Annotated in this window: 23 protein-coding genes; 10 read left to right on the forward strand and 13 right to left on the reverse strand. The window is 71.9% G+C overall.

What is annotated here, in order from left to right:
- Positions 1–9: 9 nt before the first annotated feature.
- Positions 10–1,896 (reverse strand): alkyl/aryl-sulfatase, encoded by a 1,887-nt coding sequence (locus ACWD1Z_RS04325; RefSeq protein WP_451115343.1) that lies wholly within the window; start codon positions 1,894–1,896, stop codon positions 10–12.
- 178 nt (positions 1,897–2,074) lie between these two features.
- Here ACWD1Z_RS04325 and ACWD1Z_RS04330 point away from each other — a divergent pair, with 178 nt between their 5' ends.
- Both ACWD1Z_RS04330 and ACWD1Z_RS04335 read left to right on the forward strand, forming a co-directional pair.
- Positions 2,075–3,628, forward strand: coding sequence for a DUF2254 family protein (locus ACWD1Z_RS04330; RefSeq protein WP_451115345.1), 1,554 nt, complete (start codon positions 2,075–2,077; stop codon positions 3,626–3,628).
- 448 nt (positions 3,629–4,076) lie between these two features.
- On the forward strand, positions 4,077–4,916 hold the full coding sequence (locus ACWD1Z_RS04335; protein WP_451115347.1) for a YhjD/YihY/BrkB family envelope integrity protein: 840 nt from the start codon (positions 4,077–4,079) through the stop codon (positions 4,914–4,916).
- 40 nt (positions 4,917–4,956) lie between these two features.
- On the opposite strand, the gene ACWD1Z_RS04340 is transcribed toward ACWD1Z_RS04335, so the two are convergent.
- Together ACWD1Z_RS04340 and ACWD1Z_RS04345 are read right to left on the reverse strand one after the other, a co-directional pair.
- On the reverse strand, positions 4,957–5,562 hold the full coding sequence (locus tag ACWD1Z_RS04340; RefSeq protein WP_451115348.1) for a sigma-70 family RNA polymerase sigma factor: 606 nt from the start codon (positions 5,560–5,562) through the stop codon (positions 4,957–4,959).
- Between the two features lie 170 nt (positions 5,563–5,732).
- Positions 5,733–6,425: a hypothetical protein gene (locus ACWD1Z_RS04345; protein ID WP_451115350.1), complete on the reverse strand. Its 693-nt coding sequence runs from the start codon at positions 6,423–6,425 to the stop codon at positions 5,733–5,735.
- A gap of 216 nt (positions 6,426–6,641) precedes the next feature.
- Between ACWD1Z_RS04345 and ACWD1Z_RS04350 the strand changes: the two genes are divergently transcribed.
- Complete coding sequence (locus tag ACWD1Z_RS04350) at positions 6,642–8,207, forward strand: carbohydrate-binding protein (protein ID WP_451115352.1); 1,566 nt, start codon at positions 6,642–6,644, stop codon at positions 8,205–8,207.
- Between the two features lie 42 nt (positions 8,208–8,249).
- Here the strand turns inward: ACWD1Z_RS04350 and ACWD1Z_RS04355 are convergent, their stop codons facing one another.
- From ACWD1Z_RS04355 to ACWD1Z_RS04380, 6 genes are all read right to left on the reverse strand, one after another.
- Positions 8,250–9,512, reverse strand: a complete 1,263-nt coding sequence (locus ACWD1Z_RS04355) for an ArgE/DapE family deacylase (RefSeq protein WP_451115353.1) — start codon at positions 9,510–9,512, stop codon at positions 8,250–8,252.
- A 100-nt stretch (positions 9,513–9,612) separates the two neighbouring features.
- Positions 9,613–11,025 carry an ATP-binding protein gene (locus ACWD1Z_RS04360; RefSeq protein ID WP_451115355.1) on the reverse strand — a complete coding sequence of 471 codons (1,413 nt, stop codon included), beginning with the start codon at positions 11,023–11,025 and terminating at the stop codon, positions 9,613–9,615.
- Positions 11,026–11,757 carry a response regulator transcription factor gene (locus ACWD1Z_RS04365; protein WP_451115356.1) on the reverse strand — a complete coding sequence of 244 codons (732 nt, stop codon included), beginning with the start codon at positions 11,755–11,757 and terminating at the stop codon, positions 11,026–11,028.
- A gap of 73 nt (positions 11,758–11,830) precedes the next feature.
- Positions 11,831–12,418: a CE1759 family FMN reductase gene (locus ACWD1Z_RS04370; protein ID WP_451115357.1), complete on the reverse strand. Its 588-nt coding sequence runs from the start codon at positions 12,416–12,418 to the stop codon at positions 11,831–11,833.
- A complete protein-coding gene (locus ACWD1Z_RS04375) occupies positions 12,415–13,503 on the reverse strand; it encodes an LLM class flavin-dependent oxidoreductase (protein WP_451115358.1) in 1,089 nt (362 codons plus the stop codon). Before ACWD1Z_RS04375 ends, ACWD1Z_RS04370 begins: the two co-directional genes overlap by 4 nt.
- 85 nt (positions 13,504–13,588) lie before the next feature.
- The gene (locus ACWD1Z_RS04380; protein ID WP_451115360.1) at positions 13,589–14,059 is read right to left on the reverse strand and encodes a hypothetical protein; all 471 of its coding nucleotides are present in this window, start codon (positions 14,057–14,059) and stop codon (positions 13,589–13,591) included.
- A gap of 129 nt (positions 14,060–14,188) precedes the next feature.
- Between ACWD1Z_RS04380 and ACWD1Z_RS04385 the strand changes: the two genes are divergently transcribed.
- On the forward strand, positions 14,189–14,524 hold the full coding sequence (locus ACWD1Z_RS04385; protein ID WP_451115468.1) for a YnfA family protein: 336 nt from the start codon (positions 14,189–14,191) through the stop codon (positions 14,522–14,524).
- Positions 14,525–14,545: 21 nt separating this feature from the next.
- Here ACWD1Z_RS04385 and ACWD1Z_RS04390 read toward each other — a convergent pair whose 3' ends face one another.
- A complete protein-coding gene (locus ACWD1Z_RS04390) occupies positions 14,546–14,974 on the reverse strand; it encodes an ester cyclase (protein WP_451115361.1) in 429 nt (142 codons plus the stop codon).
- A 114-nt stretch (positions 14,975–15,088) separates the two neighbouring features.
- On the opposite strand from ACWD1Z_RS04390, the gene ACWD1Z_RS04395 reads away from it, so the two are divergent.
- Together ACWD1Z_RS04395 and ACWD1Z_RS04400 are read left to right on the forward strand one after the other, a co-directional pair.
- A complete protein-coding gene (locus tag ACWD1Z_RS04395) occupies positions 15,089–15,865 on the forward strand; it encodes an SDR family NAD(P)-dependent oxidoreductase (protein WP_451115362.1) in 777 nt (258 codons plus the stop codon).
- Positions 15,866–15,918: 53 nt separating this feature from the next.
- A complete protein-coding gene (locus ACWD1Z_RS04400) occupies positions 15,919–17,019 on the forward strand; it encodes a tyrosine-protein phosphatase (RefSeq protein ID WP_451115364.1) in 1,101 nt (366 codons plus the stop codon).
- Here the strand turns inward: ACWD1Z_RS04400 and ACWD1Z_RS04405 are convergent.
- Positions 17,009–18,202: an RtcB family protein gene (locus ACWD1Z_RS04405; protein WP_451115366.1), complete on the reverse strand. Its 1,194-nt coding sequence runs from the start codon at positions 18,200–18,202 to the stop codon at positions 17,009–17,011. The genes ACWD1Z_RS04400 and ACWD1Z_RS04405 overlap by 11 nt on opposite strands.
- A 170-nt stretch (positions 18,203–18,372) precedes the next feature.
- Between ACWD1Z_RS04405 and ACWD1Z_RS04410 the strand changes: the two genes are divergently transcribed.
- From ACWD1Z_RS04410 to ACWD1Z_RS04420, 3 genes are all read left to right on the forward strand, one after another.
- Positions 18,373–19,197, forward strand: a complete 825-nt coding sequence (locus ACWD1Z_RS04410) for a DUF3558 domain-containing protein (protein WP_451115367.1) — start codon at positions 18,373–18,375, stop codon at positions 19,195–19,197.
- Between the two features lie 122 nt (positions 19,198–19,319).
- Positions 19,320–20,147, forward strand: coding sequence for a DUF3558 family protein (locus tag ACWD1Z_RS04415; RefSeq protein WP_451115369.1), 828 nt, complete (start codon positions 19,320–19,322; stop codon positions 20,145–20,147).
- 76 nt (positions 20,148–20,223) lie between these two features.
- Entirely contained in the window at positions 20,224–21,459 is a 1,236-nt protein-coding gene (locus ACWD1Z_RS04420) for a DUF2637 domain-containing protein (protein WP_451115371.1), read from the forward strand.
- Positions 21,460–21,557: 98 nt separating this feature from the next.
- Here ACWD1Z_RS04420 and lysS read toward each other — a convergent pair whose 3' ends face one another.
- Positions 21,558–23,300 carry a lysine--tRNA ligase gene (gene lysS / locus ACWD1Z_RS04425; RefSeq protein ID WP_451115372.1) on the reverse strand — a complete coding sequence of 581 codons (1,743 nt, stop codon included), beginning with the start codon at positions 23,298–23,300 and terminating at the stop codon, positions 21,558–21,560.
- Between the two features lie 126 nt (positions 23,301–23,426).
- Here lysS and argS point away from each other — a divergent pair, with 126 nt between their 5' ends.
- Positions 23,427–25,181 (forward strand): arginine--tRNA ligase, encoded by a 1,755-nt coding sequence (gene argS / locus ACWD1Z_RS04430; RefSeq protein WP_451115374.1) that lies wholly within the window; start codon positions 23,427–23,429, stop codon positions 25,179–25,181.
- Between the two features lie 70 nt (positions 25,182–25,251).
- Here the strand turns inward: argS and ACWD1Z_RS04435 are convergent, their stop codons facing one another.
- Positions 25,252–25,689 (reverse strand): peptidoglycan-binding domain-containing protein, encoded by a 438-nt coding sequence (locus ACWD1Z_RS04435; RefSeq protein ID WP_451115376.1) that lies wholly within the window; start codon positions 25,687–25,689, stop codon positions 25,252–25,254.
- Positions 25,690–25,832: the final 143 nt, after the last annotated feature.

Consider the following 25,832-nt stretch of genomic DNA (forward strand, 5'->3'; position numbering starts at 1 on the left):
AGAACACCACTAGGGGGTGACGACCGCGAAGTCGGGGTCCGGCTCCCCGAGATGGCCGAGCAGTTCGGCCAGTACGCCCACGTCACCGGTGACCTTGATGCCGTCCCGGGACGCCAGGTCCGCCGGCGGCACCATGCCGAGCAGGACGGCCCGCAGGTCCGCCTCGCCGAGGGTGATCTCGACCTGCGGGGCGGCCGCCGCCGGGCCGGTGCCCGTCACGTGGGTGAGGACGCCGTTGCGCAGGCGCTGGGTGACGGGCTCGGCGTCGGTCACGTTCCAGCGAACGGTGAGGTCCGCGTCCCAGGCGCGCGGGCCGTCGACCCGGATGGCGAGGGCGTCGAAGAGCTGGTCCAGGGTGAGCGCCGCGAGCATGTCGGGCGAACTGGTCGCCGTGGGCGTACCGACGGAGCCGTGGCGCAGTTCGAGGGCGCCCATGAGGAAGAAGTTGCGCCAGGTGCCGTTCTCGCTGCCGTAGCCGAGCTGTTCGAGGGCGTCGGCCTGGAGGGCGCGGGCCTCGGTGTTGCCGGGGTCGGCGAAGACGACGTGGTTGACGACCTGGGCCACCCAGCGGAAGTCGCCGGCGGCGAAGGACTCCCGGGCCCGGCGCAGGACTTCGTCGGCGCCGCCCATGAACTCCACGTACCGCTGGGCGGATTCGACCGGCGGATGCTCCCACAGGTGGGCGGGGTTGCCGTCGAACCAGCCGAGGTAACGCTGGTAGACGGCCTTGGTGTTGTGGCTGACGGAGCCGTAGTAGCCGTGGGTGTGCCAGGCCCGCTCCAGGGCCGGGGGCAGCTCGATCAGCTCGGCGATCTCCGGGCCGGTGAGGCCCTGGTTGAGCATGCGCAGGGTCTGGTCGTGGAGGTAGGCGTACAGGTCCCGCTGTTCGGACAGGAACCCGATCAGGCGCTCGCGGCCCCAGATGGGCCAGTGGTGGGAGGCGAAGGCGACGTCCGAGGAGCCCGCGAACAGGTCGATCGCCTCGGTGAGGTAACGGGCCCACACCTTCGGGTCGCGGACCTGCGCGCCCCTGAGCGTCAGCAGGTTGTGCAGGTTGTGGGTGGCGTTCTCGGCCATGCACAGCGCCGCGTGGTCGGGGAAGTGGACGTTCAGCTCGGCCGGTGCCTCGGTGCCGGGGGTGAGCTGGAAGACCATGCGGACGCCGTCGACCGTCTCGGTCTGCCCGGTGGCGGTGATGTCCACGGTCGGCGGGATCAGACCGACCGCGCCGGTGGAGACGGTCTGTCCGAGGCCGGTGCCGATCTGCCCGCGCTCACCCTTCGGCAGGGCGGCACCGTACATGTAGGCGGCGCGGCGGCTCATGGCCGTACCGGCGTAGACGTTCTCGCTGACCGCGTGCTCCAGGAAGCCCTGCGGGGCGAGGATCGGCACGTCATCCGTCACCACACCGCGCACGCCGCCGAAGTGGTCGGCGTGGCTGTGGGTGTACAGCACGCCCGTCACCGGCCGGTCCCCGCGATGGGCCCGGTACAGGGCCAGCCCGGCGGCGGCGGTCTCGGCGCACAGCAGCGGGTCGATGACGAAGACGCCCCGCTCGCCCTCGACCAGGGTCATGTTCGACAGGTCGAAGCCGCGCACCTGGTAGATGCCTTCGACCACCTCGAACAGGCCGTGGTCGGAGCAGAGCCTGCTCTGCCGCCACAGGCTGGGGTTGGCGGTGTCGGGGCAGTCCTGGGCGAGGAAGCCGTAGGCGTCCAGGTCCCAGACGGTACGGCCTTCCGTGTCGCGTACGACGCCGTCCCGGGCCGTGCCCATGAACCCGCGCCGCGCGTCCGCCAGATCCTGCTCGTCGTCGAAGGGGAACCGGCTGAGCACCGCCCGGTTGGCCGCGGCGATGCCCGGCTCGGCGGGCCTGGATCCGTCGGAGCGGGTCATGTCGAACTCCCTCGCAGCGTCATGTGGACCTCCCTCACCGGAGGGGTTGGTGCCACCGTCTCCCGGACCCGGCGGCGCCACGAGCGGGTGTGGGCCGGACAGGGGAATGACGACTCGCCCCCGGCCGCGCCCCGCCGGACACTCGAAGTCCCTCTCCCCCCTGGACCTGGACCGGTGAATGGCGACAGAGCCCGTACGCGCCCGGCCGCCGCACCGCGGCAGCGGCAGTCAGCGTGCCCGGCGCGCCCGCAGCAACGGCGCCGCGCTCGTGCTGGTCGCCGCGGGGGCGCTGCTGGGCTGGGCGTTGCCGCGGTGGGAACGGCATCTGCCCGAGGCGGGGCTGAGCTTCGACGCCTCCACGGCGCAGGCCACGCTCGCCGCGATCGCCGGGGGGATGATCACCCTCGCCGGGTTCGTGGTCACGGCCATCACGCTCGTCGTGCAGACCGTGCAGGCCATGTCGCCTCGGCTGGTGTCCGCGCTGGGGCACTTCAGCCGGTACCTGGTCCTGTTCGGTCTGCTGATCGGGACGGCCCTGTACGCGCTGGTGACCCTGAGCCAGATCCGGGGGGACAGCGTGCCCCGGGTGAGTGTGACGCTCGCGATCGGTCTCGTCCTGATCGACGCCGTCACGGTCCTGCGCCTGCTCGCCTCACTCCGCCACGCCGTCACCGGCGGCGGCCTGGCCCGAGCGGTCGGGGAGCGGCTGCGGACGGTCATCGAGGAGGTGTTTCCGGGGGAGGGGGGTGGGGGGTTGGAGGGGGCCGGGGGGTCGGGCTTGGCGCGGGATACGGGGGTGACTGGGGCGGGCCCCGGGGGGCGTCCGGAGGCTGGTGGGGATTCCGGCTCGGGGCGGGATACGGGGGTGACCGGGCCGGGGCCCGGGGGGCATCCCGAGGGCCCTGGGGACTCCGGCTCGGCGCGCTCCGCCGAGACGTCCGAGGCGTATCCCACGTGGCGTCCGGAACCGGCTCGGGATCCCGGCTCGGCGCGCTCCACCGTGCCCGGGGTGTCAGGGAATCACGGGGACCCCCGCGGCATCCCGCTCATCCATCACGGGCCCCCGGCCGTCGTCTTCGCCGTCGACGAACCGCGCCTGACCAGGCTCGCGGCCCGCCATGACGTCCAGGTCCAGCTGCGGCAGGCGGTCGGTGACTTCGTCGGATCCGGGGTGGTGGTCGGGCGGCTCGACGGCCGTGGTCCCGTCCCCGCGCGCGTGGCCCGGCGGGCCGCCTCCTGTGTGCGCTACGGCCCCACCCGTACCGTGGAACAGGACGTGGCGTACGGCTTCCGTCTGCTGGCCGACATCGCGATCCGCTCGTTGTCCCCGGCCGTCAACGACCCGACCACGGCCGTCCAGGCGCTGGACCAGATCGAGGAGGGCCTGCTGCGGCTGGCCCGCCGCCCGCTGGGACCCGCCTGGCTGCTCGACCGGGCCGGCCGGCCCCGTGTCCGCTGCCCCGCACCGCAGTGGGCCGACTTCGTCTCCCTCGCCCTGGACGAGACCCTTCTCTACGGCTGCGCCAACCCGCAGGTCGTACGGCGGCTGCGGGCCCTGCTCGACCGGGTGCGCGCCGAGGCATCCGAGGACCGGGCGCAACCGCTCGACGAGCGCCGGGCAGCACTGGAGCGGCTGACCGCGACGGCCCTGCCCGACCCCCTGCTGAACCGGGTGGCGTCCCGCCCTGACTCCCAGGGCCTCGGCGCCCCGTCCGACGAAGCCCCCCGCTGACTCCCTCCGGCCGACCCGGCCGCCGTCCGGGGGCGGGCCTCACGGGGAGCGGCTGACCACAACACCCCGCGCCGAACCGACCCGCCACCCCGCCCGAACCCCCGGGGGCCTCGACACCCCACCCGAGGACACCCCCTGCCCCCGACGGGCCACCTCCACCGCCATCCCCCCGAACCCCCAGCGCCCCGACACCCCACCCCCGAGAACACCCCCTGCCCCCGACGGGCCAGTTCCCCTCGCCGCCCCGAGGCGGACGGCCTCGCCCAGGGACGATTGACCACAACACCCCGCGCCGAACCGACCCGCCACCCCGCCCGAACCCCCAACGCCCCGACGCCCCGAAACCCACCCCCGAGAACACCCCCTGCCCCCGACGGGCCACCCCCGCTCGCCGCCCCGAGGCGGACGGCCTTGACTGGGGGCGAGTGGTGCGGCCGTGGGAGGCGGGATGACGTGGACGGTGCGGATCCAGCGTCTGCGCGACCGTGCCGAGGAGCGCTTCCCCGTCCTGACCGAGGTCACCAACCGGCTCCTGTCCGCGAACCTCCTGGACGCGGGGACCAGGCTCGCCGCCCAGGCGTTCCTGGCGTCCGTACCGCTGCTGTTCGCCGTCGCCGCCTTCACCCCCAACGGCGTCCGCGAGCAACTCGGGGAGTCGCTGCGCGCGATGTTCGGGCTCAACGGCCGGGCCGAACTGGAACTGGAGCAGGTCCTCGGCGGCTCCGTCGACGAGACCGCCCGCGAGACCGGCGGTGTCGTCGGACTGCTCGTCGCGCTGGTCTCCGCCACCAGCTTCAGCCGGGTCATGGCCCGCGTCTGTGCACGCGCCTGGCAGTTGCCGAGGGCGAGCACCCGCATCGCGGCCTGGCGCTGGGTGGTGTGGCTCCTCGCACTGGTGCTGTTCGTACTGTTGCAGGGCCCCATCCGCAGCGGCTTCGGCGTCGGCCTGTGGCTGGGCGTCCCGCTGCTGTTCCTGGCGAGCACGGGGGTGTGGCTGTGGACGCAGCGCCTGCTGCTGGCGGGCCGCGTCGACTGGCTGCCGCTGCTGCCCGGCGCGATCCTCACCGCGGCCTCCACCACCGCCCTGGCCCTGACGGCCCGCCTCTACGTCCCCAACGCACTCAACCGCAGCCTGGCGGAGTACGGCTCCCTCGGCCTCGTCCTCACCCTCCTCTCCTGGCTGATCGTGGTCTGCGCCGCGGCCACCTTCTCGGTCACCATCGGAGCGGTACTGGCGGAGGAGCCCCCGCTGAACCGGTACGTGAGGAGGGGCAGGCCACCGTCATGACGGGAACGGGGTGCCGGAGACCCGGCACCCCTCCCCCGGCTCACGCCGCCTGACGCACGGCCTCCAGCAGCGTCGCCCGCGCCCGCGCCACCCGTGAACGCACGGTGCCGACCGGGCAGTCACTGACCGCGGCGGCCTCCTCGTACGGCAGGCCGAGCAGCTGGGTGAGCACGAACGCCTCCCGGCGCTCGGCGGGCAGCGCGGCCAGCAGATCGCGCAGGACGACACCGTCGTCGAACCCGGGCACGCTTCGCGGCTGCGCGTTCTCCACGGCCAGCCGCCAGTCCGGTACGTCGCACAGGCGGGGCCGCGCGGCCGCACGACGGTAACTGTCGATCACCGCGCGCCGGGCGATGGCCAGCAGCCAGGACCGGGCCGAGGAACGCCCCTCGAACCGGTGCAGACTGCCGAGCGCCCGCAGGAACGTGTCCTGCGCGAGGTCGTCCACAGCCTGGGGATCAGCCCCGAGATGAGCGACGTACCGCAGCACATCCCGCTGAAGCGCGCCCACGAACCGTTCGACGGCGACGGAGTCCCCGGCACGCGCGGCAAGCGCCCACCCGGTTATCGCCTCGTCGAGGGCGGCGGATCTGGGGGGTGCGGGGTGGTGCGGAAGGGCGTTCGGGGAGTGCGGGACGGTTGCCACCGGTTTCCCCGCGCACGGCGCCGTTTCCGGCAAGGCAGGAGCGATCACCTGTTGTCCTTCGGGTCGTCCCGAGTCCGGACCGCGGCGTGCGGAGCGGGCAGGCGTGGCGGTCAGGGACCCGGTGAGGGATGTGGGGGTACCGGCCACAGGGCCGTAAGCGCCGGCTGTCGTCAGGCGACAGCGGGCCCCACAGGCGGACCCCGAGAGGTGATCGCGTGGACGAGGAGAAGGCGCGGTACGCGGTCCGCACGGTCCCGGTCGAGACGTGGGCGCGGGCTGCGGTCGGCGGGGGCGGGCAGGGCGAGCAGCAGGCGCAGCGGCGCGGCCAGCCATCCGGCCACCGCCCGCAGGATGCGGAACGCGGCCTTCTCGCCGTACGCCAGCCACAGCCCGCACAGCAGGGCGGCGAGCAGATGGGCGGCGAGCATCCCCACCGACGCAGACACCTCCACCGACGAAGACACCTCCGCCGACGGTGACACCGCAGCCGTCATCGAGCCCCCGTGATGCACGTGCCCCATATCCATGGCACCCATGGAGTGCACGTGCCCCGCGCCCACATCCGAACCAGCCGCACCGGACCCGCCAGACACACCGGACGCACCAGACGCCGACTGCGCCCAGGAGAACACCGAGTGCAGCCCCGTCTGCGCGGCCACCACGACCGTCACGACCAGCGGCAGCCCACGCTCGCGGCCCGCCAGGCACCACCCCACGGCCCCGGCGCCGGCCACCCCGGCCGCCAGCGTCCACGCGGGCACATGGCTGCCGGACATCAGGACGTGCCCCAGGGCGGCGAGCAGCACGCACACGGCCGCGAACACCGCGGCCCGTGTCGTGCGCGTACCCCACCCTGCTGTCACAGCGCCTCATCCTCGCATCCGGGCACGTCCCGTCAGGCGTGGGTACGACGTCCGCCCCCGCCCCGCACTCAATCCCGAACCTGTGACCCACACCACGGCGTTCCGGTGTTCATGTCCGTGAATAAGAATCAAGTACCCGGATATTGACGCGCACACAACACCACTCCCAAGCTTCCGGGGAGAAAGCGCTTGCTCCCAAGAGCCTGGAGGCACCCGATGCACCTGAGACCCGCCCTCGCGTGCGCCGCACTGCTCGCCGGTGCGCTGGTCGCGCTGTCCGGCAACCCGGCACAGGCCGCGACCACCCGGTACGAGGCCGAGGCCGCCGTCTGCACCGGCACCATCGACTCCGACTGGCCCGGGTACTCCGGCAGCGGCTTCTGCAACGGCACCAACGCCACCGGCGCGTACGCCCAGTTCACCGTGAACGCGGCCACCGCCGGCACCGCCGCCCTGAACGTCCGCTTCGCCAACGGCACCACCACCCCCCGCCCGGCGAACCTGATCGTCAACGGCACCACCGTGCAGACCCCGTCCTTCGAGGGCACCGGCACCTGGTCGGCCTGGACCACCAAGACGCTGACCGTCCCGCTCGCCGCGGGCAGCAACACCGTCCGCCTCAGCCCGACCACCGCGACCGGCCTGCCCAACCTCGACCACCTGGACGTCGTCACCGGCGACACCCCGCCGCCGACCGGCGCCACCCTCTACGCCGCCCCGAACGGCACCGACAGCGCGGCCGGCACCCAGTCGGCCCCGACCACCCTCACCTCGGCGATCAGCCGGATCTCCGCGGGCGGCACGATCTACCTGCGCGGGGGGACGTACCGCCAGTCCTCGACGGTCACCGTCCCGGCCGGCCAGAACGGCACCGCCGGCGCCCGCACCACCCTGGCCGCCTACCCGGGCGAGACCCCGGTGCTCAACTTCTCCGCGCAGACCGAGAGTTCGGCCAACCGCGGGCTCCAGCTCAACGCCTCGTACTGGCACATCAAGGGTCTGATCGTCGAACGGGCCGGGGACAACGGCATCTTCGTCGGCGGCAGCAACAACGTCATCGAGCGCACGGTGACCCGCTTCAACCGCGACACCGGACTCCAGCTCGGCCGGATGACCTCCACCACGCCGACCGCCCAGTGGCCGTCCAACAACCTCATCCTGAGCGCCGAGTCGCACGACAACGCCGACTCCGACGGCGAGGACGCCGACGGCTTCGCCGCCAAGCTCACCACCGGCACCGGCAACGTCTTCCGCCACGCCGTCGCCCACCACAACATCGACGACGGCTGGGACCTGTACACCTATGCCGACGAGGACCCCATCGGCCCGGTGACCGTCGAGGACTCCCTCTCCTACGAGAACGGCACCCTCAGCGACGGCTCCCAGGCCGGCGCCGGCGACCGCAACGGCTACAAGCTCGGCGGTGAGAACGTGCCGGTCAACCACGTCGTGCGGCGCAGCTTCGCCGTCGACAACGGCAAGCACGGGTTCACCTACAACAGCAACCCGGGCACGATGACGATCTCCGACAACGTCAGCGTCGACAACACCGAGCGCAACTTCAACTTCGACGCGGGCACCTCGGTGTTCCGCAACAACACCTCCTGCCGCTTCAGCAGCGGCACGAACGACCGGATCATCGGCAACTCCGACGCCACCAACCAGTTCTGGTCCGGTACGAACGGCTCCCGCTGCTCCTCCTACGACGGCGCCCTCGGCTGGTCCTTCACCTCGGACGGCCGACTGGTGGTGACGTTCGGCGGCACCGCGGTCACCCCGTGACCCCACGGCACCGGCGCCCGGCCCGCTCGCGGGCGCCGGTGCTCACCTCGTCCCGACGGTCCGCAGGATCACCGGCACCAACGTCCGTGCCGCGGCCACGACTTCGCGCACCGAGACATGCTCCCGCGCGCTGTGGGCGACCTGGATGTCACCGGGCCCGAACTGGAGCGTGGGGATGCCGGCCCCGGCGTACAGGCGCAGATCACTGCCGTACGTCGCCCCGCGCACCCGCGGCCTGCCGTCGCCGACGGCGTCGGACCGGGCGTCCCGCACCAGTTCCGCCAGCGGATGCCCGTCCGGCAGCGCCCCGCTCGCGAACTGCCCGCCGGGCCACGTCACTTGCGCCGGATGTTCCCGCAGCCAGGGATCCTCGGCACACGCCCGCGCCACACACCGCTCGAACTCCGCGCGCGCATCGGCCGGTTCCTCCCCCAGCCGCACCCCGAGCCGTCCCTCGGCCACCAGCAGATCGGGCACGCTGCTCGCCCAGTCACCGGCGCGCAGGGTACCGACGGAGAGGCCGTACGGGATCGGGTACTCGGCCATCAGCGGCGCGGGGTCCCTGTTGCGCTCGGTCTCCAGGCGGGCCAGCGCCCGGTGCAGCGGCAGGTAGGCGTCGATCGCGCTCACGCCCTGCTCGCGCGAGCTGCCGTGCGCCGACTTGCCGGGTACCGCGAGGCGGAAGGTCAGCGCTCCGGCGTTGGCGGTGATGACGCTCCCCGCGGTGGGCTCGGCGATGACACAGGCGTCACCGCGGTAGCCGCGTTCCAGGGTCCCGAAGGCGCCGATACCGCCGTCCTCCTCCCCCACGACGAAGTGCACGGCGACCCGCCCGCGCAGCCGGATCCCGGCCGCCCGTATCGCGGCGAGCGCGGCGAGGTGCGCGGTCAGGCCCGCCTTCATGTCGCAGGCGCCGCGGCCGTGCACGAGATCTCCGGTGACCCGGGGGACGAACGGGTCGCCGGGCCAGGTGGCGGGGTCCCCGGGGGGTACGACGTCGACGTGGCCCTGCAGGACGAGGGTCGGCCCGTCCCCGCCGGCCGTCGTACCGACCAGCCCCCACGCCTCGTCGCGGGGGGCCTCGGAGCCGGGGAAGGCGGGGTGGGAGCGCAGGGCGTCGAGATCCATGGACCACAAGTCGACGTCCAGCCCGAGGAGTTCGAGGCGACGGGCGAGGTGATGCTGGATCTCGGACTCGGCCGCGCTCCCGGTGACGCTGGGTATCGCGATCAGTTCGAGCAGGGTACGGCCGATGTCGGCGTCATCGATGGCGTCCAGCGCAAGCGCCTCTTCACGGCTCAACATAACGCCGGATGCTAGGGCTCACCCAGGGGCGCGGGACAGTGTCCATATGCGGCTCCGTGAGCGCGACCGGCCCCCACCGGCCCGCACCCGACCACGCGACTCAACCACCCCCCACCGTGAACCCGATAACAGACCCGCCCCCCGCCCGCCGCGCAGCGAACGTCGCACCTCCGTGCGCGAAGGCCACCTCCCGCACGATCGACAGCCCCAGCCCCGACCCCGGCAGGGACCGCGCATCCGCGGCCCGGTAGAACCGGTCGAACACATGCCGGAGGTCGTCGTCGGTGATCCCGGGCCCCCGGTCCAGCACCTCCACCCGGACAGTCCCGTGCACCGCGGGCCCCGCCACATTGATCTCGATCGGCGCCGTCCCGCCCCGGTCGAACTTCGCCGCGTTCTCCACCAGGTTGGACACGGCCCGCTGCAGCATCCCGGGCCGCCCGACCGTCGTCGTATCGCCACTGGCCCGCACCACGATCCGCCGACCGGTGCGGCGCCGGGCGAGCCCCGCCACGTCCTCCGCGACCTCGGCGAGGTCCACCCGCTGCGGCGGCTCGGAGTCGGACTGCCCGGCCGCCAGGTCCACCAGCTCATTGACCAGGTCGGTCAGTTCACGCGCCTCCTGGGCGAGGTCGGCGACCAGCTCGTCCCGGGTCTGCGGCGGGAACTCCTCGATGCGGCGCAGCAGCGAGATGTTGGTGCGCAGGGACGTCAGCGGGGTGCGCAGCTCGTGCCCCGCGTCCTGCACCAGCCGCCGCTGGTCCTCCTCCGACTGGGCGAGCCGGCCCAGCATGCGGTCGAAGGCCCGCCCCAGACGCCCCACCTCGTCGTATCCGGTGACCGGCACCTGGATGCCGAGCCGCCGGGTCCGCGCCACGTCCTCCGCGGCGGTGGTGAGGACGATCAGCCGGCGGGTGATGCGCCGGGCCAGCCACCACCCGAAGAGCCCGGCCGCGACCACGACCGCCGACATGAGGATCAGGGTCCGCTGCTGGAGCGCGCGCAGCAGATCCTCGGTGTTGCTGAACTCCTGCGCGATCTGCACCGCTCCCCGCCCGCCCCCGAACGAGACGGTGGCGACGCGGTAGACGTCGTCGCCGACATCGACGTCCGCGTGCACGACCGTGCGCCCGGAGACCCGCTGGGCGGCGATCCGCCGGTCGGCGTCGGTGACCGGCAGGCCGGGGCGGCCGGGGTCGTAGACGGAGCCGTCCGCGCCGAGGACCTGCACGTCCGTGCGGGCGGGGCGGACCAGGTCGTGGCCGGGGGCGGTGGAGGAGAAGTCGACGGGTTCCATCCGCCGGTTGCGGACCTCGCTGCGCACGTCCTGCACGACCTCGTCGAACACGGACTGCTGGTCCACCCGCACCAGCCGGGCGGCGGCGCTGTAGGACAGGATGCCGACCAGGACGGTGACCCCGGCGGTGACGGCGGCGAAGGACACCGCGAAGGTGGTGCGCAGGGAGACCAGCCGGGGCCGCGGGCGCCGCAGCAGCCGGCCGAAGCGGGCCACTCAGTTCTCCCGGAGCACGTAACCCACCCCGCGCACCGTGTGGATCAGCGGCGGGGCGCCGGGCTCGTCGAGCTTGCGGCGCAGATAGCCGACGTAGACGGCGAGGTTCTTGGAGCCGGGGCCGAAGTCGTAGCCCCAGATGCGGTCGTAGATGGTGGCGTGGTCGAGGACGATCCCGGCGTTGCGCACCAGCAGTTCCAGCAGCTCGAACTCGGTGCGGGTGAGCTCCAGTTCGCGCCCGCCGCGCCAGGCCCGGCGCGCCTGGAGGTCCATGCGCAGCCCGGCCGCCTCCAACACCCGATCGGGCTCGGGCTCCGGCTCCGGCTTCGGTGCGTCGGCTACGGAGGGGGGCGCGGCCTCGGCCTGTCCCGTGCGGCGCAGCAGCGCCCGCAGCCGGGCGAAGACCTCCTCGACGTCGAAGGGCTTGACCACGTAGTCGTCGGCGCCCGCGTCCAGGCCCGCGATACGGTCCTGGGTCTCCACGAGCGCCGTCAGCATCAGGATCGGCGTGCGGTCGCCCTCGGCGCGCAGCACCCGGCAGACCTGGAGGCCGTCGATGCCGGGCATCATCACGTCGAGGACGAGCACGTCCGGCGGTGCGGTGTGGGCCTGCGCCAGCGCCTCCACGCCGTCGGCGACCGCGATGACCCGGTAGCCCTCCAGGGTCAGGGCACGCTCCAGGGCATGCCGGATGGCGCGGTCGTCTTCGGCGAGGAGCACGGTCTGAGGCACGGTGCTCAGTGTGCCAACCCGGCCCGTCCTACGGCGTGCCGAGCAGCTCACCCGGGGCCCTCTTACCGGCCTCTCACCCCGTGGGCCGCAGCGCGGCGAGCTGTTCCGCGAACGGCACCAGGCGCTCCGCCCCGGCGGCCTTCGTCGTGCTCAGCCCGCTCATCAGCGCGGCCAGCTCACCCGCCGCCCGCTCGACGCGGCCGTCCAGGCCCTCCGCTCCCCAGTCCTCCGAGGCCGCGTAGACGCCGGTCGGGACGACCACCGCCTTGAGGTAGGCGAAGAGCGGGCGCAGGGCGTGCTCCAGGACGAGCGAGTGCCGGGCGGTGCCGCCGGTCGCGGCGACCAGCACCGGCTTCCCGGCCAGCGCGTCCTGCTCCAGGACGTCGAAGAACGACTTGAACAGTCCGCTGTACGAGGCCGAGAACACCGGCGTGACGACGATCAGGCCGTCGGCCCGGGTGACCGCGTCCTGCGCGGCGGCCAGCTTCCGGCCCGGGAAACCGTTGGTGAAATGGTGTGCGATCTCCACCGCGAGGTCGCGCAGCTCCACGACCTCGACCTCGGCCCCGGTCCGCCCGGCGGCCGCGGCGGCGAGACGGTCGCCGAGCAGCCGGGTGGAGGACGGGACGCTCAGCCCCGCCGAGACGACGACGAGCTTCATGCGACGGTCACCTCCTGGGCCTTCTTGATCAGGGAAGCGTGGGTGGGAGCCTCCGGGACACCGGCCGGGCGGTTCTTCGCGAACTCCTCGCGCAGCACCGGCACGACCTCCTCGCCGAGCAGGTCGAGCTGCTCCAGCACGGTCTTCAGGGGCAGTCCGGCGTGGTCCAGCAGGAACAGCTGGCGCTGGTAGTCACCGGCGTACTCGCGGAAGGACAGGGTCTTCTCGATCACCTGCTGCGGCGAGCCGACGGTCAGCGGGGTCTGCTCGGTGAAGTCCTCCAGGGAGGGCCCGTGGCCGTAGACCGGCGCGTCGTCGAAGTACGGGCGGAACTCGCGCACCGCGTCCTGGGAGTTCTTCCGCATGAACACCTGCCCGCCGAGTCCGACGATCGCCTGCTCGGCGGTGCCGTGCCCGTAGTGGGCGTAGCGGGTCCGGTACAGCTCGACCATCCGCTTGGTGTGGTCGGCCGGCCAGAAGATGTTGTTGTGGAAGAAGCCGTCGCCGTAGAAGGCGGCCTGCTCGGCGATCTCCGGCGAGCGGATGGAACCGTGCCAGACGAACGGCGGTACGCCGTCCAGCGGGCGGGGCGTGGAGGTGAAGCCCTGCAGGGGCGTGCGGAACGTGCCCTCCCAGTTCACCACGTCCTCGCGCCACAGCCGGTGGAGCAGGTTGTAGTTCTCGATGGCGAGGTTGATGCCCTCGCGGATGTCCTTGCCGAACCAGGGGTAGACCGGGCCGGTGTTGCCGCGGCCCATCATCAGGTCGACCCGGCCGTCGGCCAGGTGCTGGAGCATCGCGAAGTCCTCGGCGATCTTCACCGGGTCGTTGGTGGTGATCAGCGTGGTCGAGGTGGACAGGACCAGCCGCTCCGTCCGTGCCGCGATGTAGCCGAGCATCGTGGTCGGCGAGGACGGCACGAACGGCGGGTTGTGGTGCTCACCGGTAGCGAAGACGTCCAGGCCGACCTCCTCGGCCTTCAGCGCGATGGCGACCATGGCCTTGATGCGCTCCCGCTCGGTCGGCGTCCGGCCCGTGGTGGGGTCCGGTGTGACATCGCCGACGGTGAAGATCCCGAACTGCATGGCCGCTCACCCTCCAGGTTGTTGACTGTTCAACTATACCTGGGAACGGCACCCCCGGGCCCACTATTCCCACCGCCCGGCAGCCCTAGAAGTAGTACGCGTCCCCGGTGTCCAGGATCAGCACCCGCTGCCGGTCGTTGTCCGGGTTCCGGTCCACCGCCCCGCTGCTCCACACCGTGTCGATCTCCAGCCGCACCTCGGACGCGGCCTTGTGGAGCTGCACGCGCAGCGCGATCCGCTCCCCCACCCCGTCCGCCGCCAGCGCCCCCACCCGGCACAGCACCGCCCGCGCCCCGGACCGGGCGCAGCCACCGGGCAGTTCCTGCCGGTCGGCGAGCGGCTCGGACCAGCGCAGCCGTACCGTCGCGTCCGGTACCGCCGCCGGCCCGTGATTGCGCGGGGTGAACCGCAGGTCGACCTGACCGGCGGCCAGGGACGCGGCCCCGTGATAGGCGAGATCCGCCTCCCGCCCTTCGGCGGCGCCGGCACCGGCCGCCCCGCCCGCCGCCAGCAGCACCGCCGCGACCCCGGTCCCGAGCACCCGCACACTCCGCATACCGCCCACTCCTCCGCGATCGCACACCGCCGGTCATCTCGTCGTACGGATGTATCCCACGCGGAGCGGGTCACAGGCGCCCTCCATCAGGTGACGGCCCGCGGACGGCCGTATGCGAAGCTGCTGCGCATGCTCGTCGCCCGCTCCGCTGCCCTCTTCGCCGTCGCCGCCCTGTTCGAGATCGGCGGCGCCTGGCTGGTCTGGCAAGGGGTGCGGGAGCACCGCGGGCTGCTGTGGACCGGCGCGGGCGTCGTCGCGCTCGGCGCCTACGGTTTCGTGGCCACCCTCCAGCCGGACGCGAACTTCGGGCGCATCCTCGCCGCGTACGGCGGGGTCTTCGTGGCCGGGTCGCTCGCCTGGGGCATGGTCGCGGACGGCTACCGGCCCGACCGGTGGGACGTGACGGGCGCGCTGATCTGCCTCGCGGGGATGGCCGTGATCATGTACGCCCCGCGAGGCGGCTGAGCCGGGGGATCAGCCCGGGGATCAGCCGGGCGGCAGCAGGCCGAGCTGGTCGAGGAACTCCATCTCGTCGAAGTAGAGCCGGTAGTCGACGATGTGCCCGGTGTCGTCGACGGTGGCGAAGTCCACCCCGCGGATCCTGATCTCCTTCTGCGTCGGGGGCAGCGTCTCCCCGGTGGGGAGTTGGATCGGCCCCGTGTTCCGGCCGGTGTAGATGCCCTCGTCGATGGCCGTGTCGCCGACCTCGTACGCGTGCACCGACTCGAACCTGGCCTCCGGCATCGCCTCCGTCATCTGCCGCCAGTACGCGGCGATGTCCTCCCGGCCGTGCAGCTCACCGCCGTCGGGCGTGATCGCGACGGCGTCCTGCGCGTAGAGCTCGCCGATGGTCTTCTGGTCCGCCGTCGTGATCGCTTCCGTGAGCCGGTCCATGACCTCACGTGCCTGTCCCATGGTCCACCTCCCACAGTGGGGATCACCCGTTTCATTGTCCCACCGCCCGCCTATCCTGGCCGGACAGTCCGTCGACCCGAGACCGTCCACCGGTCCGCCCCGAGGAGCACCCCCATGGCCACCGCCGCACCCTCCGCCGCCTCCCGCATCGCCGTCGTCACCGGTGCGAGCAGCGGAATCGGCGCCGCCACCGCACGCCGGCTCGCGGCGGCCGGATACCGGGTCGTCCTCACCGCCCGCCGCAAGGACCGCGTCGAGGCGCTGGCCGAGGAGATCAGCGCGGCCGGCCACTCGGCGGCGGCCTACCAGCTGGACGTCACCGACCGCGCCGCGGTCGACGAGTTCGCCACCGCCTTCCGGACCATCGGCGTCCTGGTGAACAACGCCGGCGGAGCCCTCGGCGCCGACCCGGTGGCCACCGGCGACCCGGCCGACTGGCGCACGATGTACGAGACGAACGTCATCGGCACCCTCAACCTCACCCAGGCCCTGCTCCCGAAGCTGGAGGCGAGCGGCGACGGCACGGTGGTCGTCGTCTCCTCCACCGCGGGCCACAGCACCTACGAGGGCGGCGGCGGGTACGTCGCCGCCAAGCACGGCGCCCACGTCCTGGCGGAGACCCTCCGCCTGGAGATCGTCGGCCGGCCGGTCCGCGTCGTCGAGATCGCGCCCGGCATGGTGAAGACCGACGAGTTCGCGCTCACCCGCTTCGGCGGCGACGAGGAGAAGGCGGCCAAGGTCTACCAGGGCGTGGCCGAGCCGCTGTCCGCGGACGACGTGGCCGACACCATCACCTGGGCGGTGACCCGCCCCAGCCACGTCAACATCGACCTGCTGGTGGTCCGCCCGCGCGCCCAGGCGTCCAACACCAAGGTGCACCGCGACCTGTGACGGTCTTTCCGTTTCCGGGGGCGCGCAGCGGAACGGCCAGTAGAACGATCGGTGTGGACAGACACATACGCTTCGACGCCCTGCACAACTTCCGCGATCTGGGCGGCTGTCCGGCCGCGGACGGCCGCCGCGTCCGCCCGTCCCGGCTCTACCGCGCGGACTCCCTGAGCAAGCCGGCCGAAGCCACCCCCGACTGGTCCCGCTTCCGCTCCCTGGGCATCCGCACGGTGATCGACCTGCGCCATCCCTGGGAGATCGATAGCCGCGGCCGCGTCCCGCACCACGACGGCCTCGCCTACCACAACCTCAGCATCGAGCACCGCCCCTACGACCAGCCCGCGCTCGCCGCCGACGTGGATCCGGGCCCGTATCTGGCGGAGCGCTACCTGGAGGTGGCGCAGGACGGCACGAAGGAGATCCGCCGGGCCCTGGAACTGGTCGCCGAGGCGGCCGAGGCGGACCAGCCCCTGGTCTTCCACTGCGCCTCCGGCAAGGACCGCACGGGACTGCTGGCGGCCCTGGTCCTGGGACTGCTCGGCGTCGGCGACCACACCGTCATCGAGGACTTCAGCCTCACGGAGCTGGCGGCCCCGGCGCTCCTCGCCGAGTGGCGGGCCAGGAACGACGGCCGGACACCGACCTGGCTGGGCTACGGCCGCGCCCCCGAGTCGGTGATGCGCCTGTTCCTGGCCTCCCTCACCACTCATTACGGCTCGCTCGAGCACTACGTCACCAAGGCCCTGTCCCTGGACGCGCCGGCCCTCACGCACACCCTGCGAACCGCCCTCCTGGAACAACCCCCCGCCACCTGGCCGCACTTGACCTACCGCAAGGCGGCCGAGACCGACGCCGGCACCCTCGCCCGCATGCGGGACGGCGAGGTCTGGCTCGCCCACACGGGCGGCCACCTGGCCGGCGCCTGGGAACTGTGCTGGACCGACCCCGCGGCCTGGGGCCCCCGCCCGGACGACGCCGGCTGCATCCACCGCCTGATGACCACCGCCCACACCGCCCCGCCGGGCAACCGGCGAACACCCCACGAAGGACGGCCCGAGAGGCCCGTACCCGGTGACGCTGCTGGAGAAGAAGCTGGCCTGACGCGCGAAAGGGCCCGAGCCAGGACGGCCCGGGCCCCGCGGTCGGTCAGCCCTTGACGCAGACGACCTGCTTCAGCTTCGCCACGACCTCGACGAGGTCCCGCTGCTGATCGATGACCTGCTCGATCGGCTTGTAGGCACCCGGGATCTCGTCCACGACCCCGGAGTCCTTGCGGCACTCCACGCCCCGCGTCTGCTCCTCCAGGTCCTTCGTCGAGAAGCGGCGCATGGCGGCGTTACGGCTCATGCGCCGGCCCGCGCCGTGCGAGGCCGAGTTGAAGGACAGCGGGTTGCCGAGGCCCTTCACGATGTACGAACCGGTGCCCATCGAGCCCGGGATGATCCCGTACTCGCCGGAGCCCGCACGGATCGCGCCCTTGCGGGTGACCAGCAGGTCCATCCCGTCGTAGCGCTCCTCGGCCACGTAGTTGTGGTGCGCGCTGATCTCCGGCTCGAAGGCGGGCCGCGCCTTCTTGAACTCCTTGCGGACCACGTCCTTCAGGAGCGCCATCATGATCGAGCGGTTGTACTTCGCGTACTCCTGCGCCCAGAACAGGTCGTTGCGGTACGCCGCCATCTGCGGGGTGTCCGCGATGAAGACGGCGAGGTCGCGGTCGACCAGGCCCTGGTTGTGCGGCAGCTTCTGGGCCACACCGATGTGGAAGTCGGCCAGCTCCTTGCCGATGTTCCGCGAACCCGAGTGCAGCATGAGCCAGACGGCACCCTCGGTGTCAGTACACACTTCAACGAAGTGGTTTCCGCTGCCCAGCGTCCCCATCTGCTTGGTGGCCCGCTCCTGCCGGAACTTCACCGCGTCCGCGATCCCGTCGAAGCGGCCCCAGAAGTCGTCCCACCCGGCCGTGCCGAAGCCGTGCATCCGGGTCGGGTCGACGGCGTCGTCATGCATGCCCCGGCCCACCGGGATCGCCTGCTCGATCTTCGAGCGCAGCCTCGACAGATCCCCCGGCAGATCGTTCACCGTGAGGGACGTCCGGACCGCCGACATACCGCAGCCGATGTCGACGCCGACCGCCGCCGGGCACACCGCGCCCCGCATCGCGATCACCGAGCCGACCGTCGCGCCCTTGCCGTAGTGAACGTCCGGCATGACCGCCAGACCCTTGATCCACGGCAGGGTCGCCACGTTCCGCAGCTGCTGGAGGGCCACGTCCTCCACCGTCGCCGGATCCGTCCACATCCGGATCGGAACCTTCGCGCCGGGCATTTCCACGTACGACATATCGCCCTCATTCCCCCGATAAGCAACACAAGTCTCAAATCGCAAAACCGGCGCCAAGGTCAACGTAAGGGACAACGGACCGGCGTTCACGGCAGTGCGTGCGATACACATTGTCTGCAGGGGCCGCCCCCACCCCGCAAACGATTAACCCGCAGCGAGAGGAGCCGACCGTGCAGCGGAAGGCGTACGTATCCGGCGCCGCCGCGCTCCTCGCGGCCCTGCTGGCCGGCTGCACCGGCGGCTCCGCGGACGGCGGCACCACGGACGGCTCCAACGCGGACGACTCCGGTACGGCGACGACGGCGGCCGAGCCCGGCCGCTACCGCACGCTCCCCGAACCCTGCGGCGCGGTCAGCGCCGACACCCTCGACGTCCTGCTGCCCGGCATCCCGCAGATCGCCGACGCGAACCAGCGCGAGAAGGCCTACGAGGGCACCGCCACCCTCACCTACGACACCGACCGCAAGGTCGGCTGCCGCTGGAAGGTGGAGTCCACCGACGCCACCGACCATCTCTTCATCGACTTCGAGCGGGTGGTGTCCTACGACAACGGCGTCAGCGACGACGCCCAGGCCGAGCAGCTCTTCGCCGACCGGCGCACGGCGGCCGACCTCCCGGTGCCGACCGTCACCGAGTCCGACTCCGTGGCCCCCACCATCACCCCGAGCGGCTCCGCGTCCGCCTCGGCGACCCCCTCGGAACCGGACCCCTCCGCTTCCTCCGCCTCCTCCTCGCCGTCCGCCACCCCCACCGACCTCCAGCCCCGCGTCCTCGACGACGTGGGCGACGAGGCGTTCCTGGACGACGTGTTGAGCAGCGCCGGTTCGACGGTCCAGCAGCGCACGGTGACTGTGGCGTTCCGCACGTCCAACGTCATCGTGACCATCCAGTACGAGGAGCAGCCGGCCACCGTCGGCACCGTCCCGGACAGCAAGGAAATGCAGGACAGGGCGCGGAATCTGGCGGCCGAGCTGGCGGACGCGCTGGCCGGCTGAGGTCCGTTCGCGGCCGTTCGCGAAGACGGCGAAACCAAAACGCCCGCCGTGCTCACCGCGTACCGTGGCCCCTCGGACCCGATCCGACGGCAGGAACCACGAGTCTCATGAGTGAAGGAACCATGCAGCGAGCAGTCCAGCGTGACCCGAGCCCCCAGCGAGCCAGGCGCCTCTCCCGCGCTGTTGTCGGTGCGGCCGCCGTCCCCGCGATGCTGATCGCCGCGGGCTGCTCCTCGGACTCCGGCACGGACGACGCGGGCAAGAGCTCCGCGAGCGCCTCGGCCTCGGCGAGCCCGTCGCCCACGGTGCAGGCCGCCGCGTACGGCAAGCTGCCCGAGGCGTGCGACGTGCTGTCGAAGGGCACCCTGAGCGATCTCGTGCCGCAGGCGAGCAAGTCGGGCAAGGAGGGCGCGTCCAACGACACGGCGGCGCGCGCCAGTTGCTCCTGGAACAGCCTGGACAACAACGGCGTGGACGGCTCGCAGTTCCGCTGGCTGAACGTCTCGCTGCTGCGCTTCGACTCCGACGTCACCCGCGGCGAGGGCGACAAGCTGGCGCGGGAGTACTACGCCAAGCAGGTCGAGGACGTCCAGGCGGTGGACGGCGCGAAGAACGTCAAGTCCGAGCCGGTCAGCGGCACGGGCGACGAGGCGACGGCCGTGCGCTACGACCTGAAGAAGAAGGAAGGGCTCTTCAAGCAGCAGACGGTCGTGGCCCGCGTCGAGAACGTCGTCGTCACCCTCGACTACAACGGCGCCGGTCTCGCCGGTGAGGAGACCCCGAGCGCGGACACCCTCACCAAGCTGGCGAAGAAGGCCGCCAAGGAGGCGGTGGCCGCGGTGACGGAGGCGAACGGCGCGGGCGGCGGCTCGGCGAGCGCGAACCCGTCCAAGTCGGCCTCGGGCTCGGCCTCGAAGAAGCCCTCCGCCACGGCGACGAAGAAGAGCTGACCCCTCCGGCACCACGTGCACCGCACACATGTGCCACCCTGTTGCGCGCAACAACAGGTAAGGGAGGGGAGTACGGGTGGCCGCGCCAATACAGCTGACCCGGATGCACCGCGTTCTCATCGGCGTGGTCGTGTTCGGCGCCGTGATCATCGCCGGCATCGGCTTCGCGGGGTCGTACGCCGCCGTCCGCGAGCTGGCCCTGCAGAAGGGGTTCGGGAACTTCTCGTACGTCTTCCCGATCGGCATCGACGCGGGCATCTGCGTCCTGCTGGCACTGGACCTGCTCCTGACGTGGATCCGCATCCCGTTCCCGCTGCTGCGCCAGACGGCCTGGCTGCTGACGGCGGCGACGATCGCCTTCAACGGCGCGGCGGCCTGGCCGGACCCGCTGGGCGTCGGCATGCACGGGGTGATCCCGATCCTGTTCGTGGTGTCGGTGGAGGCGGCCCGGCACGCGATCGGCCGGATCGCCGACATCACGGCCGACAAGCACATGGAGGGCGTCCGGCTGACCCGCTGGCTGCTCAGCCCGGTCCCGACGTTCCTGCTGTGGCGCCGCATGAAGCTCTGGGAGCTCCGCTCGTACGAGCAGGTCATCAAGCTGGAGCAGGAGCGCCTGGTCTACCAGGCCCGCCTGCGCTCCCGGTACGGCCGGGCCTGGCGCCGCAAGGCCCCGGTGGAAAGCCTGATGCCCCTGCGCCTGGCCCGCTACGGCGTCCCCCTGGCGGAAACGGCCCCGGCGGGCCTGGCGGCGGCGGGAATCGAACCGGCACTGCTGCCTCCGGCGCCCCGGCCCGAGCCGGTCACGGCCGGCCGCGCCGACGCGGCGGTGCCTGCCCGCGAGCAGCGCCCCGAACTGCCCCGCGATCCCCACCCCGAGTACCTCGACCACGAACCCGAGCCGGAAGAGAGCCCCTGGCTGCACGCCAGGCACCCGGAGGAGATCCAGTACCACGGCGGCTACGACCCTACGTACGACCCGGGCTTCGACCAGTGGCACCAGGAAGAACCCCCCACCCCGGAACCCTCCATGGAGGAAACCGGCAGCTTCCCCATCCCCGTCGCCCCCGGCCGCACCCGTGAACTCGGCGAGGGCGGCGGCACCCTCCCCGCCGAACCGGACGAGGACGCCTACTACCAGGTCTTCCGCGAGTCGATAAAGAGCGGCAACGGAGCCCCCACGCCCCGCGGCTTCATGGCGGACGTGGAGGCGACCTACGGCGTCACGCTTCCCGAGGCCGAGGCCAAGCGCATGGTGAACCGTTTCTCGAACCGCCTCAACGCGGAACTGGCGGACGAACACATCGCCTAGCAGGCACAGAACAGCAGGCACAGAACAGCAGGCACACGAAAGGGGGCCCTCGACCAAGCCGAGGGCCCCCTTTCCCGTACGTACCGCCTGCGTACCGCCTACTCCCCGAGCAGGGCCCGCACCCGCTCCTGCCCCACCGCCAGCAGCAGCGTGGGCAGCCGGGGCCCGGTGTCCCGCCCGACGAGCAGGTGGTACAGCAGCGCGAAGAACGTCCGCTGAGCCGTCTTGATCTCCGGCGGCAGCTCCTTGGGCGTGGCGTCGGCCGAGAAGCCGGCCTGCACCTTGGGCACGCCGTAGACGAGATGGGTCAGCCCGTCCAGCGACCAGTGCGAGGCCAGCCCGTCGAGCAGCAGCCGCAGCGACTGCCGGGACGCCTCGTCGAGCGACTTCAGCAGCTCGGCATCGGGCTCGGACCGCACGATGGTCCGCTGGTCGGCGGGCACATGCGTGTTGATCCACGCCTCGGCCTTGTCGTACCGCGGCCGGGCCTCGTCCAGCGACCCGAGCGGGTTCGCCGGGTCCAGCTCGGACAGGATCCGCAGCGCCTGGTCCGCGTGCCCGGCGGTGATGTCGGCGACGGACGCGAGGGTCCGGTACGGCATCGGCCGGGCCGTCCGGGGCAGCTCCTCGGCGGCCGTGCGCACCGCACGGGCGTGCGCGGCGATGTCCGCCGGGAGGGCCGAACCGTCGGCGACCTTGGCGTCGAGCTTGTCCCACTCGTCGTACAGCCGCTGGATCTCCTGGTCGAAGGCGATCTTGAAGGACTGGTTGGGACGGCGGCGGGCGTACAGCCAGCGCAGCAGCTGCGGCTCCATGATCTGCAGGGCGTCCGCGGGCGTGGGCACGCCGCCGCGCGAGGAGGACATCTTCGCCATGCCGGAGATGCCGACGAAGGCATACATCGGCCCGATGGGCTGCTTGCCGCCGAAGATCCCGACGATCTGCCCGCCGACCTGGAACGACGACCCCGGGGACGAGTGGTCGACACCGCTCGGCTCGAAGACGACACCCTCGTAGGCCCAGCGCATGGGCCAGTCGACCTTCCACACCAGCTTGCCGCGGTTGAACTCGCTCAGCCGGACGGTCTCCGCGAAGCCGCACTCGTTGCAGGTGTACGACAGCTCGGTGGTCTCGTCCTCGTAGGAGGTGACCGTGGTGAGGTCCTTCTCGCAGTTGCCGCAGTACGGCTTGTACGGGAAGTACCCCGCCGAGCCGGAGGAGCCGTCGTCCTCGGCCGCGGCCCCCGAACCCTCGGCGGCCTCCAGCTCGGCCTCGTCGAGAGGCTTCTGCTGCTTCTTCGCCGGGGACTTCTTGGTCCGGTACTGGTCGAGGATCGCGTCGATGTCGCCGCGGTGCTTCATGGCGTGCAGGATCTGCTCGCGGTACACCCCGGAGGTGTACTGCGCGGTCTGGCTGATCCCGTCGAACTCCACGCCCAGCTCGGCGAGCGAGTCGATCATCGCGGCCTTGAAGTGCTCGGCCCAGTTCGGGTACGGCGAGCCCTTGGGCGCCGGTACCGAGGTCAGCGGCTTGCCGATGTGCTCGGCCCAGCTCTCCTCGTCGACCCCGGCGATGCCCTTGGGCACCTTGCGGTAGCGGTCGTAGTCGTCCCAGGAGATCAGGTGCCTGACCTGGTGACCACGGCGCCGGATCTCGTCCGCGACGAGGTGGGGGGTCATGACCTCACGGAGGTTGCCCAGGTGGATGGGCCCGGAGGGGGAGAGCCCGGACGCGACGACGACCGGTTTGCCCGGGGCCCGACGCTCCGACTCCTCGATGACCTCATCCGCGAAACGGGAGACCCAGTCGGTGGTCTCGGTGCTCTGAGCCACGATCGGCACGTCCTTCTTTCTGAACGGGTGAGGCTCCATTGTCACAGACCTGCGTGCGGCCGAAAAACGGCTTTACCCCCCGTGGGATACTGACCGTGCCCATCGATTCCCACGAGGAGAACGGCACCCACTCCTATGGCTCCGGTCACGTCCCTCAGCGACTCCGTCGAACAGCAGCTCACCGCCGCCCTCTCCGCCGCCCTGCCGGAGACCTCCGCGGACCCCCTGCTGCGACGCAGTGACCGGGCCGACTTCCAGGCGAACGGTGTCCTCGCGCTGGCCAAGCAGGCCAAGGCGAACCCGCGGGAGCTGGCGGCGCGGGTCGTCGGCAGCATCGTCACCGGCGACGTGATCAAGGACGTCGAGGTCTCGGGCCCCGGCTTCCTCAACATCACGATCACCGACAGGGCGATCACCGAGAACCTCGCCGCCCGGTACGCCGACCCCGACCGCCTCGGCGTGGCGCCGAAGCAGAACCCCGGCGTCACGGTCATCGACTACGCCCAGCCGAACGTGGCGAAGGAGATGCACGTCGGCCACCTGCGGTCCGCGGTGATCGGCGACGCCCTGCGCGGCATGCTCGACTTCACCGGCGAGAAGACGATCGGCCGGCACCACATCGGCGACTGGGGCACCCAGTTCGGCATGCTCATCCAGTACCTGCTGGAGCACCCCGGCGTGCTGGCCCCCGCCTCGGAGGTCGACGGCGAGCAGGCCATGTCGAACCTGAACCGGGTGTACAAGGCGTCCCGCGCGCTCTTCGACTCGGACGAGGAGTTCAAGGAGCGGGCGCGCAAGCGGGTCGTGGCGCTGCAGTCCGGCGACCGGGAGACCCTGGAGCTGTGGCAGCAGTTCGTGGACGAGTCGAAGGTCTACTTCTACTCGGTCTTCGAGAAGCTGGACATGCGGGTCCGGGACGAGGAGATCGTCGGCGAGTCGGCGTACAACGACCTGATGCCGGAGACGGCCCGGCTGCTGGAGGAGTCCGGCGTCGCCGTGCGCTCCGAGGGCGCGCTCGTGGTCTTCTTCGACGAGATCCGCGGCAAGGACGACCAGCCGGTGCCGCTGATCGTGCAGAAGGCGGACGGCGGCTTCGGCTACGCGGCCTCCGACCTGTCCGCGATCCGCAACCGGGTCTTCGACCTGAAGGCGACGACGCTCCTGTACGTGGTGGACGTCCGCCAGTCGCTGCACTTCAGGATGGTCTTCGAGACGGCCCGCCGGGCGGGCTGGCTCGGCGAGCACGTCACCGCGCACAACATGGGCTACGGCACGGTGCTCGGCGCGGACGGCAAGCCGTTCAAGACCCGTGAGGGCGAGACGGTGAAGCTGGAGGACCTCCTCGACGAGGCCACCCAGCGGGCCGCCGAGGTCGTACGGGAGAAGGCGCGGGACCTCACCGAGGACGAGATCCAGGAGCGGGCCGCGCAGGTCGGCATCGGCGCCGTGAAGTACGCGGACCTGTCGACGTCACCGAACCGGGACTACAAGTTCGACCTGGACCAGATGGTGTCGCTGAACGGCGAGACGAGCGTGTACCTGCAGTACGCGTACGCCCGGATCCAGTCGATCCTGCGCAAGGCGGGCGCGACCGAGCCGGCCGCGCACCCGGAGCTCGAACTCGCCCCGGCCGAGCGGGCCCTGGGCCTGCACCTGGACGCCTTCGGTGACACGGTCTTCGAGGCGGCGGCGGAGTACGCCCCGCACAAGCTGGCCGCGTACCTGTACCAGCTGGCGTCGCTGTACACGACGTTCTACGACAAGTGCCCGGTGCTGAAGGCCGAGACGCCCGAGCTGGTGGAGAACCGGCTGTTCCTGTGCGACATGACGGCGAAGACGCTCCACCAGGGCATGGCCCTGCTGGGCATCCGGACGCCCGCACGGCTGTAGCCGCGCACGCGGGACCGCGGCCCGTCCTCTCCCCCGCTGGGAGGACGGGCCGCGGCGTGTGCGGGGCCGCTCAGCAGCCGATGGAGTTGAAGTCGGCGAAGGCGGCCCTCGTCTTCGCTCCGGCGACGCCGTCGACGGTGAGGCCGTAGTCGAAGATGTTCAGGTAGCGCTGGAGCGCCTTGACGGTGTTGGTTCCGACGACTCCGTCGACGGCACCGGCGCCCAGGCCCAGGTCGTTGAACTTCCGCTGGGCCGCCTTCCAGCTGTTGGTGCCCAGCTGCCCGTCGATCGTGCCCGGGTGGTAGCCCGTGTCGCGCAGCCAGCACTGCCAGTTCTTGGCCTGGGTGGTGTTCAGGCCGAGGTTGTTGACCGCGAGCGGTGCGACGGCCTCGGCGCTCACGGCCGGCCGGGCGGCCGGTGCGGACGCCGCGTGGGCGGTGCCCGTGGCGGCCAGGCCCCCCGCGGCGATCCCGGCGGCGGCGGTCAGACTGACGAGGGTCCTCGTCATGGCTCCCATGGTGTTCCCCCTTCGGTGGGTCGGTGGTGCGGTGCCATCGAGACTGCTGGGCTGGACCGGCTGCCCGCCACAGCCACCGGGCAAGTGACGGCCTCCCGGGACGTCCCGCGCGCTGACCTGCGGGGACGCGGTCG

It is taken from the genome of Streptomyces sp. NPDC002784 (assembly GCF_053592135.1).